The organism is Pseudomonas sp. MWU13-2105 (assembly GCF_023242315.1).
Taxonomy (GTDB): Bacteria; Pseudomonadota; Gammaproteobacteria; order Pseudomonadales; family Pseudomonadaceae; genus Aquipseudomonas.
On record NZ_JALLIY010000015.1, the window covers coordinates 48,938 to 62,479 of the forward strand.

The following is a 13,542-nucleotide window of genomic DNA, read 5'->3' on the forward strand; positions in this document are numbered from 1 at the left end:
TCGGGCCATCGTCACGCTTCAAGGGATCTGTTTCTACATATTGCACCGGCTTTTTGTCGGAAGTCGCGGTGTTAACCTTCAGAAAGCCATGCCATAGAAAATTCTCACAGCAGGAGCGGTGATTGCTGACAGCTCAAAAGGCTGTCCCATGGCCGCTTTTCGAACAGCAAGGAGCGCCACGTCATGCATGCCATCAGTTTTATCCAGGACCTGGCCGTGATCATGCTGGTGGCCGGTGTAGTGACCATCCTCTTCCATCGCTTCGAGCAACCGGTGGTACTCGGCTACATCCTCGCCGGCTTTATCATCGGGCCGCACACGCCGCCGTTCGGCCTGATCCACGACGAAGACACCATCAAGACCCTGGCCGAACTGGGGGTGATTTTCCTGATGTTCTGCCTGGGCCTGGAGTTCAGCCTGGGCAAGCTGTTCAAGGTCGGGGCCACGGCGTTTATCGCGGCGTTCCTGGAAATCGTGCTGATGATCTGGATCGGCTACGAAATCGGCCGCTGGTTCGATTGGAATACCATGGACTCGCTGTTCCTCGGCGCGATCCTGGCGATTTCCTCGACCACCATCATCGTCAAGGCGCTCAATGACCTGAAGATGAAGAACCAGCGCTTTGCCCAGTTGATTTTCGGCGTGCTGATCGTCGAGGACATCCTCGGTATCGGCATCATTGCCTTGCTGTCGAGCATCGCGGTCAGCGGTACGGTGAGTTCGGGTGAAGTGTTCTCCACCGTGGGCAAGCTGTCGCTGTTCATGATCGTTGCCCTGGTGGTCGGCATCCTGCTGGTGCCACGCGTGTTGGCCTACGTCGCCCGCTTCGAAAGCAACGAAATGCTGCTGATCACTGTGCTTGGCCTGTGTTTCGGCTTCTGCCTGCTGGTGGTCAAGCTGGAATACAGCATGGTCCTGGGGGCGTTCCTGATCGGCGCGATCATGGCCGAGTCCCGTCAGTTGCTGAAGATCGAGCGCCTGATCGAGCCGATTCGCGACCTGTTCAGCGCAATCTTCTTCGTCGCCATCGGCTTGATGATCGACCCGGCGATCCTCCTCGATTACGCCTGGCCGATTGCCGTGATCAGCGTCGCGGTGGTGCTGGGCAAGATGCTCTCCTGCGGGCTGGGGGCGTTTATTGCCGGTAATGATGGGCGGACGTCATTGCGGGTGGGGATGGGGTTGTCGCAGATCGGCGAGTTCTCTTTCATTATCGCGGCACTGGGGATGACCCTGCAGGTCACCAGTGACTTCCTCTATCCGGTGGCGGTGGCGGTCTCGGTGATCACCACGCTGCTGACGCCCTATCTGATCCGCGCGGCGGATCCTCTATCGCTGAAGCTGGCGGCGGTGATGCCACGGCGCCTGGCGCGGGTGTTCGGCCTCTACGGCGAATGGCTACGCAGCATCCAGCCCCAGGGCGAAGGCGCGCTGCTGGCGGCGATGATCCGGCGGATTCTGTTGCAGGTGGGGGTCAACCTGGCGCTGGTGATGGCGATCTTCCTTGCCGGGGGCTTCTTCGCGGCGCCGATTGCCGATTATCTGGCCGACTGGATCAATGAGCCGAGCTGGCACAAAGGTCTGATCTGGGGCGGGGCGCTGTTGCTGTCGTTGCCTTTTCTGATCGCGGCGTACCGCAAGCTCAAGGCGCTGTCGATGCTGCTGGCGGAGATGGGGGTCAAGGCCGAGGTGGCGGGGCGGCACACCCAGCGGGTCCGGCGGGTGATCGCGGAGGTGATTCCGCTGCTGTCGCTGCTGGTGATTTTCCTGCTGCTGTCGGCGCTGTCGGCGAGCATTCTGCCGACCAGCGAGCTACTGGTGCTGATCGCAGTGGTAGCGGCGGCGGTAGCGGCGCTGTTGTGGCGATGGTTTGTGCGCGTGCATACGCGGATGCAGGTCGCCTTGCTGGAGACCCTGGAGCAGAAGGGCGATTCGGCGGGGCACTGAGGCCCGGGCACCGATTTGCCGCTGTAGGAGCAGGCTTGCTCGCGATCCGCCACAGGCGGCCAAACGGCCATGGATCTTTGGCGCCTGTGAGATTGCCATCGCCGGCAAGCCGGCTCCTACATGGGCGGATCAGCTTTCCAGCCAGACATCCCGCGCCCAGTGCCATACCGACTCCCAGGACTCCTCGGTGATCAGCTCTTCTTCGCCGGACCACAGCACCACGGTGCCGTCTTCCTCGACGCAGTAGTAGTTGTCACCGTCCTGGCAGATCGGGATCAGGTCCCGTGGCACCCCGGAATCCCAGGCATTGGCGGCGACATCGGGCAGGTAGGTGTGCGACTGCGGATCCGTCACTGTCACCGGCTCCAGGCTGCCATACACCACATCACTGACGGTCAGCAGGAATTCCTTGAAAACGAAGGGGATGTTGATGAACAACTCCTCTTCGACTTCGACCAACTGATCCTCGTCGGGCAACTCCAAAGGCACCGGCACGGGTTCGTTGGCTTCACGCAATTGTTCAATGACTTCTTCCACGGCCTCAATCCTCTTGCTTTATGGCGCGGTTCGTATCACGGGTCTTATACAGTAGCTTGCAAAAAGTACAATTGTGAAATGCAAAACCCCGGACAGGTCCGGGGTTTTTGTAGCTTTTTTCAGAGCGAGCCGTGGATCAGCCGTTCTGGCGAATACCGGCCACCAGCCAAGGCTGGTTGTCGCCTTGTGGGCGCTCCATGTTCCAGCTTTCGCTGAAAGCTTCGCCCTGGTCGAAACGCGAGTTTTTCGACACACCGCTGAAGGTCAGGGTGGCGATGGTCTTGTCGGCGCGATCGTCCAGGCCGTCCAACTGCACGTGCAGGTTCTCGATGTAGGTGGACTGGAAGCCGTCGCCTTCGTTCGCCCGTTCCTGTTTCAGGAACTGCAGCATCTGCGGGGTGACGAACTCGGCGATCTTGTCCATCTCGTTGGCATCCCAGTGCTGCTGCAGCGCCTGGAAGTGGCTGCGGGCGGCTTCCAGGAAGCGCTCCTCGTTGAACCAGGCCGGTGCGTTGATCACGCGGCGTGGGGCGACGGGGGCGGAACCACCGAAGATCGCGTTCTGCGGCTGTGCCGGTTGCTCGAATGCTTCACGCTGGAACGGCGCGCCGGCCGGGGCCATGTGCTCCTGCTGCTTGCGTCGACGGGCGGCAATGAAGCGGAAGATCACGAAAGCGATGACCGCCATGATCAGGATGTCGAAGAACTGCATGCCCTGGAAGCCGCCGCCCATGAACATGGACGCGAGCAGGCCACCGGCGGCGATGCCGGCCAGCGGGCCCAACCAGCGCGAAGCACCGCCGGCTTTGGCGGCAGCGCCCGCGGCACCGGCGGCACCGGCAGTCGCGGCGGCACCGCCGACACCGGCGGAAGGCGCCATCTGGCTGGTTTGATGGCTCGGGGCAGAGCCCATGCTCTTGCCGCCGCCGAAGCGCTTGGCGTTCGCGTCGAGGCTCATCGTCAGACCGATGCAGAGCGCCAGGACGATACTGAGAAAACGTTGCATAAGGGTATTCCCGTTTGTGGAGTGCACGCGCGCCATACTGCACAGGTGAAATGTTACTGGCTAGCGCGAGAGTGTTTCCGGCTTTTGCCTGATCTTCCCATGCCCCACCTGAAGGTTTCATGAAAGGCCAATGCGCCGATACCGTTTGTTTCGTAAGACGAGTCGATAAACGCTGAGTGAAATGTTCCTGATTAGCGTCGGAGAGCCAGCATGACTACGCCGGCGGTAATCAGGCCGATGCCGCCCCATTGGCGCAGGTCGAGCTTCTCGCCCAGCAGCAGCACGCTGATCACGGCGACGAACACCACGCTGAGTTTGTCCACCGGGGCCACCAGCGAAGCCGGGCCGACCTTCAGCGCGCGGAAGTAGCACAACCACGACGCGCCGGTAGCCAGGCCCGACAACAGCAGGAACAGATAGCTCTTGGCGGAAATCGTACTCAAAGACTGATATTGGCCCGTTGCGTACAAAATCAAGGCCAGGCTGACCAATACCACGATGGTGCGCAGCAGGGTGGCGAAGTCCGAGTTGACGTTGTCGATGCCGATCTTGGCGAAGATCGCCGTCAGGGCGGCGAAAGTCGCCGAGAGCAGGGCCCAGAATGTCCACGAGGAAAAAAAGCTCGAGCCCATGGTATGTCGCGACCTCGATTGAATGATTAGGAGTACATGGCGTGGTGTCGAGGCTGGCGGACGGCGTTTCCACGCCAGGCGTGGAAACGCATGAACATCGCGATCAGACCGCTTCCAGCTTGGCGTAGCCGAGCATCAGCCACTTGCTGCCTTCACTGAAGTTCACCTGGACCCGGGCCTGGGCGCCGGCGCCTTCGAAGTTGAGGATCACGCCGTCGCCGAAGATGCTGTGGCGTACGGTCTGGCCGAGGCTGAAGCCGGTGTCCGGAATGTCGCTGCCGCCGAACAGGCTGCTGCTGACTTGTGCCTGGGCGCCGCCGAACGGTCGGCTGACACTGTTGGACAGGCGCACTTCCTGGATCAGCCCCTTCGGCACTTCGCGGACGAAGCGCGAGACCTTGTTGTAGGTCTCGCTGCCGTACAAGCGGCGGGTCTCGGCGTAGGTCAGCACCAGGTTCTGCATCGCCCGGGTGATGCCGACGTAGGCCAGCCGGCGTTCCTCCTCAAGGCGACCGGGTTCTTCCAGGCTCATCTTGTGGGGGAACAGGCCTTCTTCCATGCCCACCAGGAACACGTAGGGGAATTCCAGGCCCTTGGCGCTGTGCAGGGTCATCAACTGAATGCTGTCTTCATGCTCGTCGGCCTGGGTGTCGCCGGCCTCCAGCGACGCATGGCCGAGGAAGGCAGCCAGCGGCGTGAGCTCGGCGTCTTCTTCGGCGGCCTCGAAGTTGCGCGCGGCGCTGACCAGTTCCTCAAGGTTTTCCACCCGGGCCTGGCCCTTCTCGCCTTTTTCCGCTTCGTGGTAGGCAATCAGCCCGGACTGCTCGATAACCACCTGGGTCATCAGGTGCAGTGGCATTTCCCGGGTTTTCGCCGCCAGGTCCTCGATCAGCTCGATAAACCCCCCCAGCGCACCGGCGGCGCGTCCGGTCAGGCCCTTGTTGGCGACCAGTTGGCGCAGCGCCTCCCACATCGACAGCTCACTGTGGCGGGCGTGTTCGCGGATAGCCTCGACGGTTTTTTCGCCGATCCCACGGGCCGGGACGTTGATCACCCGTTCCAGCGCCGCGTCGTTGCCACGGCCTTCGAGCAGGCGCAGGTAAGCCATGGCGTTCTTGATTTCAGCCCGTTCGAAGAAGCGCTGGCCACCGTAGATGCGGTACGGGATGCGTTCGCGCAGCAAGGCCTCTTCCAGCACCCGGGACTGGGCGTTGGAGCGGTAGAGGATGGCGATATCGCTGCGGGCCAGGCCGGTTTTCAGCGCGCTTTCGATGGTTTCCACCACGTAGCGCGCTTCGTCGTGTTCGTTGAACGCGGCGTAGAGGTTGATTGCCTCGCCGTCGCCGCCGTCGGTCCACAATTCCTTGCCCAGACGCCCGGTATTGTGGGCGATCAGGGCGTTGGCGGCCTTGAGGATGCCGGCGGTGGAGCGGTAGTTCTGCTCCAGGCGGATGGTCACGGCGTCGGCGAAGTCTGCGGAATACTGGTGGATGTTCTCGATTTTTGCACCGCGCCAGCCGTAGATCGACTGGTCGTCGTCGCCGACCACCATCAGGCTGTCGCCGCCCTTGGCCAGCAGGCGCAACCAGGCGTACTGCACGGCGTTGGTGTCCTGGAATTCGTCCACCAGGATGTGCCGGAAGCGCTTCTGGTAGTGCGCCAGCAGGCCCGGGTGGTCGCGCCACAGGTCCAGGGCGCGCAGCAGCAGCTCGGAGAAGTCGATGACCCCGGCGCGCGCGCAGGCGGCTTCGTAGGCTTCATAGATGCTGCGCATGGTCGCCAGGAACAGGTCGCCGCTGGCCTGGATATGCTGCGGGCGCAGGCCCTCGTCCTTCTGGCCGTTGATGAACCACTGGGCCTGGCGTGCCGGCCAGCGCTGTTCGTCGAGGCCGAGGTCGCGGATCACCCGCTTGACCAGTCGTTGCTGGTCGTCGCTGTCGAGGATCTGGAAGGTCTGGCTCAGGCCGGCTTCCTGCCAGTGTGCCCGCAACAGGCGGTGCGCCAGGCCGTGGAAGGTGCCGACCCACATGCCGGCCGGGCTGATGCCCAGCAACTGCTCGATGCGATGGCGCATCTCGGCAGCGGCCTTGTTGGTGAAGGTCACCGACAGGATCGAATGGGACGAGGCGTTTTCGACCTGGATCAACCAGGCGATACGGTGCACCAGCACCCGGGTCTTACCCGAGCCGGCACCGGCCAGGACCAACTGACGACCAACGGGAGCGGCTACGGCCTGGCGTTGGGCGTCGTTGAGGGAGTTCAGCAAAAAGGAGAGATCATCGCGCATCGACGCATTCTAGGGGGCCGGGCCTGGACGGGCAAACCCTAATGCTGAGCGGCGCGCCGCAGGCCCTTGTAGGAGCGTGGGCATCGGCAGATAAAAAGATCGGCTGTGACGACCGGTCAGTCATCGGCTACAGGCGGCGTCGTACCTTGCTCTGGCCCTAGGCAGGGGGGCTCGTCACCGATCAATTCATTACATTTTATGACCCAGGGCAGTTTGGTCCGGCCGGATGCTTGTGTATGCTCCTGCCACGTTTATGGCTTAACCATTATAAGAATACTGCCCATGACCCAGAGCTTTGACGCGCTGAGCCCCTCGTTGGAGGCTGGGCGGGTTATCCGCAAACAATTCGCCACTGAGCTGGCGGTCGAGCGTACGCGCCTGCTGTACCAGGGTTCGTTGCTGCCGACGTTATTCATGTTGTTGAACGGTCTGGTCTGCGCCTGGTTGCTCTGGAGCCCGCAGCGCTATCTGCTGGTCAGCGTCTGGGTGGTGTGGTTGATGGCACTGGTGGCCTTGCGTGTGATCCAGGTGGCGGCGTTCGACTCGGCGATGCCCAGTCGTCAGGCCCAGCCGATCTGGCGGCGCATGTTCCTGCTGGGTTCGGCGGTCAGTGGTCTGACCCTGGCCTGCGCCGGCATCGCCCTGGTGCCCACCGACAGTTTCCTCGAACAGGCCTGGGTCTTCGGCCTGATCGGTGCCGCCACGCTGTCCGCCAGTGTGGCCTACGCCGTGAGCATCCCGGCGTTCCTGACCTTTACCTTGCCCTGCCTGTTGCCGGCCATCGGCTATCTGTTCTGGGGCGGCGGTGAACAACAGCAAGGCTGGGGCTGGCTCGGGCTGATCCTGCTGGTGTCGCTGAGCGTGGTTGCCCTGCAGGTCAATCGCCTGATCCGGCGCGGCCTGTTACGACGCTTCCAGAACCAGGCACTGATCGAGAGCCTGCAACAGACGCAAACCCGTAGTGAACAACTCAACCATGAGCTGGCGCGGGAAATCGAGCAGCGCCGCCGCGCCGAACAGGAACTGCGCGAGGCCCAGGTCGGCCTGGAAAGCCGGGTTGCCCAGCGCAGCCTGGAGCTGGACGCAGCGAACCAGGCCCTGAGCAAAAGCGAAACGCGCCTGGCCCTGGCGTTGCAAGCCAGCGAACTCGGGCTGTGGGACTGGAACCTGCAGACCGACGAGGTGCATCACACCCAGATCAAGGAGCTGTTCGGCCTCGACCCGGAATACGTGACCTCGATACTCGGCCATCTCAAGCCGCGCCTGCACCCCGCCGATGTGCCGGTGCTCAAGCACGCGCTGGTGGAGCATCTGAAGGGGCGTACCGAGGATTATCTGATCGAGTACCGGGTCCGGCATGGCGATGGCCACTGGGTCTGGATCGAGGACCGTGGGCGGGCGGTCGAGCGTACCGCCGGCGGGCGCGTGTTGCGCATGGTCGGCACCCGGCGTGATATCAGCGCGCACAAGGAGCAGGAAGCCCAGCGCCAATTGGCCGCGACGGTGTTCGAGGCGGCCAGCGAAGGCATCGTGATTTTCGACCCGAATTACATCCTGCTGGCGATCAACCAGGCTTTCAGCCGGGTGACCGGTTACCTGCCCGAGGACATGCTCGGGCGCAATGTGGTCGACCTGCCGTGCAGCCGCGATGCCCGGCGCCACTATGCAACCATCCACCAGGCGCTGGAGCAGCACGGCAGCTGGCAGGGCGAACTGGTCGAGGCGCGCAAGAGTGGCGAGTTGTACCCGCAATGGCTGCAACTGAATGTGGTGCGCGATACGCGGGGCAATGTCAGTCATATCGTGGGCTTCTTCGCCGATCTGTCGGCCCGGCGTGAATCCGAAGAGCGCATGCGCTACCTGACCCACTATGACGAACTGACCGGGCTGGCGAACCGTTCGTTGTTCCGCGAACGCCTGTATGAGGCCCATCAGCAGGCTCGCCAGGGCGGCCGCAGCCTGGCGTTGCTGCACATCAACCTGGACCGCTTCAAATTGCTCAACGACAGCCTTGGCCATGAAATCGCCGACCAGTTGTTGCAGCAGATGGCCCGGCGCCTGGTCAACGCCTTGCCGGAAGCCAACACCATCGCCCGTTTGTCCGGGGACGAGTTCGCCGTGTTGTTCGACGCCTACGGCAATCTCTCCAGCCTGGCCCGGGTGGCGACCCGCCTGCTCGCCAAGCTGCGGGTGCCGGTGACCATCGATGAACACGAACTGGTGGTCAGCGCGTCCATGGGTATCAGCCTGTTGCCGGACAATGCGCGGGAAATCCCGGTGCTGCTCAGCCAGTCGAACATCGCCATGCAGCATGCCAAGCACCTGGGCGGAAACAACTTCCAGTTCTACACCGACAGCTTGCAGGCCAGCACCCTGGAGCGTTTGCAACTGGAGAACCAACTGCGCAAGGCCATCGAAGAGCGGCAACTGAGGGTCTTCTACCAACCCAAGCTGTGCCTGGCCACTGGGCGGATGAACGCCGCCGAGGCGCTGGTGCGTTGGGAGCACCCGACCCTGGGCCAGGTGCCGCCGGGCGACTTCATCGGCCTGGCCGAAGAGACCGGCCTGATCGGACCAATCGGTGAATTCGTGCTGCGCCAGGCCTGCTGGCAGGCGTGCGAGTGGCAACGCGAAGGGTTGGCGCCGATCAGGGTCTCGGTGAACCTGTCGGTGCATCAGTTGCGCCAGGGCAAGCTGGTCAGCCTGGTGCGCCAGGTGCTGGAGGAAACCGGCCTGGCTCCGGAGTTGCTGGAACTTGAGCTGACCGAAAGCCAGTTGCTCGACAGCGTCGAACACATCATCGCCACCTTCCAGCAACTGCGCGACCTGGGGGTGAAGCTGGCTATCGATGATTTTGGCACCGGCTATTCGTCCCTCAGTTACCTCAAGCGCTTCCCGGTGGACTACGTGAAAATCGACCAGAGCTTTATTCGCGGCTTGGGCGAGGGCAGCGAGGACGCGGCGATCACCCGGGCGATTATTGCCATGGCCCACAGCCTGGAACTGAAGGTGGTGGCCGAGGGTGTGGAAAACCAGGAACAGCTGGATTTCCTCAGGGCCCAAGGCTGCGATGAGGTGCAGGGGTATCTGATCAGCCGGCCGGTGGCGGCGCAGGAGTTGATGCGGCTGCTGCGCCAGGGCTTTCCCTAGGCGCCGCAGTGGCTACATGCTCGCCGCGCTACGGTAGCGGGGAGGCTGGTTACGTAATGGAACGGGCAATTCGCGAATTCTTGTAGTATAACTACAAGACTGCTACATCCCAGGCGTTCGCCCATAACAATGAGTCCAGCCCTTTGAACCTGTTGCAACACATCGCCCAGTCTCGCAACCTGCTGCGTAAGTCCGAGCTCAAGGTCGCCGATCACGTCCTGCTCGATCCGGCGGCGGTGATGCACAGTTCCATGGCCGACCTGGCCCACAGCGTGGGCATCAGCGAACCGACCATCGTGCGTTTCTGCCGGGCCATCGGTTGTTCGGGTTTCCAGGACCTGAAACTGAAGCTGGCGCAGAGCCTGGCGGCCGGTGCCAGCTTCGGCCAGTTCGCGATTCACGAAGACGATTCGGTGGCGGACTACAGCCTGAAGATCTTCGACACCACCCTGCACACCCTGATGGACGTGCGTGAAAAGCTCGATCCGGCCGCGTTGCAACGCGCGGTGACCGCCATGTCGGCGGCGCAGCGCGTGGAGTTCTATGGTTTCGGCGCTTCCGGTGCGGTGGCGGCGGATGCCCAGCACAAGTTCTTCCGGCTGTTGCTGACGGCGGCGGCGTATTCCGACCCGCACATGCAGGCGATGTCGGCGGTGACGCTCAAGCCCACCGACGTGGCGATCTGCATTTCCCAGTCGGGCCGTTCCAAGGACCTGCTGATCACCGCCAACCTGGTGCGTGAAAGCGGCGCGACCCTGATCACCCTGTGCCCGAGCCAGACGCCGCTGGCCGAGCTGTCGACGGTGAACCTGGCCATCGACGTGCATGAAGACACCGAGATCTATACCCCGCTGACCTCGCGGATCGCCCACCTGGTGGTGATCGACGTGCTGGCCATGGGCGTGGCCATGGCCCGTGGGCCGAGCCTGGTGAATCACCTCAAGAGCGTCAAGCGCAGCTTGCGCAGCCTGCGCCTGTCACCCAAGTCGGTAAAAGCCCTCGACGACTGAGGTCCACTGACTCTCTGCATCAGACGGGCTTGTGTGGCGAGCGGGCTTGCCCACGCTCGACTGCCAAGCCGTCGAAAACCGGTCGTCTAGGTATGCCTGATAGGCCTCATTCGCCGGTTTTAGGGGCGCTTCGCGCCCCAGCGCGGGCAAGCCCGCTCGCCACAGGGTCAATTTTCATCTGCCTGTCACGTGGTTGCCGCCAAACCGTCATTGCCCCCGTCCACTCTGTAACTCCCGTACCCACCCTGGGAGACTCGAAATGGCCCGGCACCACGAAGAGCAAAGCAGCGTCAAAACCCGTCGGCAGCAGGAAGATCAGCGCCGCATGGAATTTCGTCGCGCAATCGAAGACCGCACCGAACTGCGCCAACTGCAACAGGAAATCGCCGCACTCAATTACTGGCAGGCGGACTCGGCATCCGACCGTCGAAGCGCTCAACCAGCCCGCTGATCTGTAACCGTTCACTGCGAATAAACCCCAGGAACGCATGGGCGACCGGTGACAGGCGTTTGTCCTTGGCCTGAACCAGGCACCAACTGCGATAGAGCGGCAGTTCTTCCACCGGCAGTTCTCGGAGCACGCCGGTCGCCAGTTCCAGGCTCAGGGCGTGGCGCGTCAACAGGGCCAGGCCCAGCCCCGCCACCACGCACTCGCGCTGCGCTTCGCCCGAGGTCACTTCCAGTGTCTGCGAGAAGTGCACGCGTTTTTCCTTGAAATACTCCTCGCACGCTATCCGTGTTCCCGACCCCGCTTCGCGGATCAACAGCGTATACGGCTCCAGGTCCTGCAAACGCAGCGGGCCGCCGTGACACAGCGGGTGATCGGGCGGCGCCACCGCGACAATCGGGTTGTTCAGGAACGGCAGGAATTCGAGCCCCATGTCCTGCGGCACCATCGACATGATCAACAGGTCGTCACGGTTGTCCGAGAGGCGCCGCAGCGCTTGCGCGCGGTTGACCACCGTCAGGTGCAGGTTGACCTCGGGATGCTGGCGCTTGAAGGCGGCAAACAGGTGCGGGACGAAATACTTGGCACTGGATTCCACCGCCAGTTTCAATTGCCCTTGCAACGAGCCCTGCATGTCCGAGAGCTGCATATCGAGGTTTTCCAGCCGACCGAAAATGTCCCGGCTGGCCCGCTGTAACGCTTCAGCCGCTTCGGTCATGTAGAGCTTTTTGCCGACATAATCGAACAAAGGCTGGCCGATAAGCTCTTCCAACTGACGTATTTGTAGGCTGACGGCCGGTTGCGTGAGAGACATTTCGTCGGCTGCGCGGCTGTAGGAGCGCAGATCACAGACCTCGTTAAAAATCTTGAGCTGACGCAATGTCATACGCATCAATGACTTACGCATTTTGTAACCACCCATGAAGGCCGCGAACCACTCAACTATAAGCTTTTGCTTATGAGTGACCCAATAATTATTGATTTTAGTTTATCGCTGGGTAGGGCTAGTGTGGACTACGCGACTGGCTTGAAACATTTAGTCACGCGCCGACCCGTTTTTTCGGTTGCACCCCAAGGGTTGTTTGTTCTAGCGGCTTAGGAATTTCCAAGTGATAAAAAAGATCCTGATCGCCAACCGTGGTGAAATTGCCGTACGAATCGTGCGTGCTTGCGCCGAGATGGGCATTCGCTCGGTCGCGATCTATTCCGACGCCGATCGCCATGCCCTGCATGTGAAGCGCGCGGATGAGGCTCACAGCATCGGTGCCGAGCCCCTGGCCGGCTACCTGAACCCGCGCAAGCTGGTGAACCTGGCGGTGGAAACCGGTTGTGATGCGCTACACCCCGGCTATGGTTTCCTTTCGGAAAATGCCGAGCTGGCGGATATCTGCGTCGAACGCGGCATCAAGTTCATTGGTCCGTCGGCGGAAGTGATCCGCCGCATGGGCGACAAGACCGAAGCCCGCCGCAGCATGATCAAGGCCGGCGTGCCGGTCACCCCGGGCACCGAAGGCAACGTCGCGGACATCGCCGAAGCCCTTGCCGAAGGCGACCGTATCGGTTACCCGGTGATGCTCAAGGCCACCTCCGGTGGCGGCGGTCGCGGTATCCGTCGCTGCAACAGCCGCGAAGAACTGGAACAGGCCTTCCCCCGGGTGATTTCCGAAGCGACCAAGGCCTTTGGTTCGGCGGAAGTCTTCCTGGAAAAATGCATCGTCAATCCCAAGCATATCGAAGCGCAGATTCTCGGCGACAGCTTCGGCAACGTGGTGCACCTGTTCGAGCGTGACTGCTCGATCCAGCGTCGCAACCAGAAGCTGATCGAAATTGCCCCGAGCCCCCAGCTGACCCCGGAACAGCGCGCCTATATCGGCGACCTGTCGGTGCGCGCGGCCAAGGCGGTGGGTTACGAGAACGCCGGCACCGTGGAGTTCCTGCTCGCCGAGGGCGAGGTGTACTTCATGGAGATGAACACCCGGGTGCAGGTGGAACACACCATCACCGAAGAAATCACCGGTATCGACATTGTCCGTGAGCAGATTCGCATCGCCTCCGGCCTGCCCTTGTCGGTCAAGCAGGAAGACATCATCCATCGCGGCTTTGCCCTGCAGTTCCGGATCAACGCCGAAGACCCGAAGAACAATTTCCTGCCCAGCTTCGGCAAGATCACCCGCTACTACGCCCCCGGCGGTCCCGGCGTGCGTACCGACACGGCGATCTACACCGGCTATACCATTCCGCCGTTCTACGACTCCATGTGCCTGAAACTGGTGGTCTGGGCGTTGACCTGGGAGGAGGCGATGGACCGTGGCCTGCGTGCGCTGGATGACATGCGCCTGCAGGGGGTGAAGACCACCGCGGCCTATTACCAGGAAATCCTGCGTAACCCGGAATTCCGTAGCGGCCAGTTCAACACCAGCTTCGTTGAAAGCCACCCTGAACTGACCAACTACTCGATCAAGCGCAAACCCGAAGAGCTGGCCCTGGCCATCGCCGCCGCCATCGCCGCCCACGCAGGCCTGTGA

10 protein-coding genes are annotated in these 13,542 nt (G+C 62.2%); 5 read left to right on the plus strand and 5 right to left on the minus strand.

Annotated elements, in window-relative coordinates:
- Window positions 1–183 precede the first annotated feature (183 nt).
- Complete coding sequence (locus tag M5B96_RS21695; protein ID WP_248799068.1) at window positions 184–1,947, plus strand: cation:proton antiporter; 1,764 nt, start codon at window positions 184–186, stop codon at window positions 1,945–1,947.
- Window positions 1,948–2,076: 129 nt separating this feature from the next.
- Here the strand turns inward: M5B96_RS21695 and M5B96_RS21700 are convergent, their stop codons facing one another.
- The 4 genes from M5B96_RS21700 to uvrD all read right to left on the minus strand — a co-directional run bounded on the left by M5B96_RS21700 (window position 2,077) and on the right by uvrD (window position 6,409).
- Window positions 2,077–2,484, minus strand: coding sequence for an SMI1/KNR4 family protein (locus M5B96_RS21700; RefSeq protein WP_017129371.1), 408 nt, complete (start codon window positions 2,482–2,484; stop codon window positions 2,077–2,079).
- A 136-nt stretch (window positions 2,485–2,620) separates the two neighbouring features.
- Window positions 2,621–3,490, minus strand: coding sequence for a Tim44 domain-containing protein (locus M5B96_RS21705; protein WP_248799069.1), 870 nt, complete (start codon window positions 3,488–3,490; stop codon window positions 2,621–2,623).
- A gap of 191 nt (window positions 3,491–3,681) precedes the next feature.
- On the minus strand, window positions 3,682–4,122 hold the full coding sequence (locus M5B96_RS21710; RefSeq protein WP_248799070.1) for an EamA family transporter: 441 nt from the start codon (window positions 4,120–4,122) through the stop codon (window positions 3,682–3,684).
- A 103-nt stretch (window positions 4,123–4,225) separates the two neighbouring features.
- Window positions 4,226–6,409: a DNA helicase II gene (uvrD, locus tag M5B96_RS21715; protein WP_248799071.1), complete on the minus strand. Its 2,184-nt coding sequence runs from the start codon at window positions 6,407–6,409 to the stop codon at window positions 4,226–4,228.
- Window positions 6,410–6,691: 282 nt separating this feature from the next.
- Between uvrD and M5B96_RS21720 the strand changes: the two genes are divergently transcribed.
- The 3 genes from M5B96_RS21720 to M5B96_RS21730 all read left to right on the plus strand — a co-directional run bounded on the left by M5B96_RS21720 (window position 6,692) and on the right by M5B96_RS21730 (window position 11,020).
- Window positions 6,692–9,559 (plus strand): GGDEF domain-containing phosphodiesterase, encoded by a 2,868-nt coding sequence (locus tag M5B96_RS21720; protein WP_248799072.1) that lies wholly within the window; start codon window positions 6,692–6,694, stop codon window positions 9,557–9,559.
- A 143-nt stretch (window positions 9,560–9,702) separates the two neighbouring features.
- Window positions 9,703–10,569 carry a transcriptional regulator HexR gene (gene hexR / locus M5B96_RS21725; protein ID WP_040071809.1) on the plus strand — a complete coding sequence of 289 codons (867 nt, stop codon included), beginning with the start codon at window positions 9,703–9,705 and terminating at the stop codon, window positions 10,567–10,569.
- 259 nt (window positions 10,570–10,828) lie between these two features.
- Window positions 10,829–11,020 carry a PA3496 family putative envelope integrity protein gene (locus M5B96_RS21730; RefSeq protein ID WP_083875491.1) on the plus strand — a complete coding sequence of 64 codons (192 nt, stop codon included), beginning with the start codon at window positions 10,829–10,831 and terminating at the stop codon, window positions 11,018–11,020.
- On the opposite strand, the gene M5B96_RS21735 is transcribed toward M5B96_RS21730, so the two are convergent.
- On the minus strand, window positions 10,962–11,924 hold the full coding sequence (locus M5B96_RS21735) for a LysR family transcriptional regulator (protein ID WP_248799073.1): 963 nt from the start codon (window positions 11,922–11,924) through the stop codon (window positions 10,962–10,964). The two genes, M5B96_RS21730 and M5B96_RS21735, sit on opposite strands and share 59 nt — an antisense overlap.
- Window positions 11,925–12,126: 202 nt before the next feature.
- Here M5B96_RS21735 and M5B96_RS21740 point away from each other — a divergent pair, with 202 nt between their 5' ends.
- Entirely contained in the window at window positions 12,127–13,542 is a 1,416-nt protein-coding gene (locus tag M5B96_RS21740) for an acetyl-CoA carboxylase biotin carboxylase subunit (protein WP_248799074.1), read from the plus strand.

Bases quoted from the DNA above. Each gene is read 5' to 3' on its own strand.
- M5B96_RS21720 (WP_248799072.1), top strand. From the start codon at position 6,692: ATGACCCAGAGCTTTGACGCGCTGAGCCCCTCGTTGGAGGCTGGGCGG.
- M5B96_RS21735 (WP_248799073.1), bottom strand. From the start codon at position 11,924: ATGCGTAAGTCATTGATGCGTATGACATTGCGTCAGCTCAAGATTTTT.
- M5B96_RS21710 (WP_248799070.1), bottom strand. From the start codon at position 4,122: ATGGGCTCGAGCTTTTTTTCCTCGTGGACATTCTGGGCCCTGCTCTCG.
- M5B96_RS21730 (WP_083875491.1), top strand. From the start codon at position 10,829: ATGGCCCGGCACCACGAAGAGCAAAGCAGCGTCAAAACCCGTCGGCAG.
- uvrD (WP_248799071.1), bottom strand. From the start codon at position 6,409: ATGCGCGATGATCTCTCCTTTTTGCTGAACTCCCTCAACGACGCCCAA.
- M5B96_RS21695 (WP_248799068.1), top strand. From the start codon at position 184: ATGCATGCCATCAGTTTTATCCAGGACCTGGCCGTGATCATGCTGGTG.
- M5B96_RS21705 (WP_248799069.1), bottom strand. From the start codon at position 3,490: ATGCAACGTTTTCTCAGTATCGTCCTGGCGCTCTGCATCGGTCTGACG.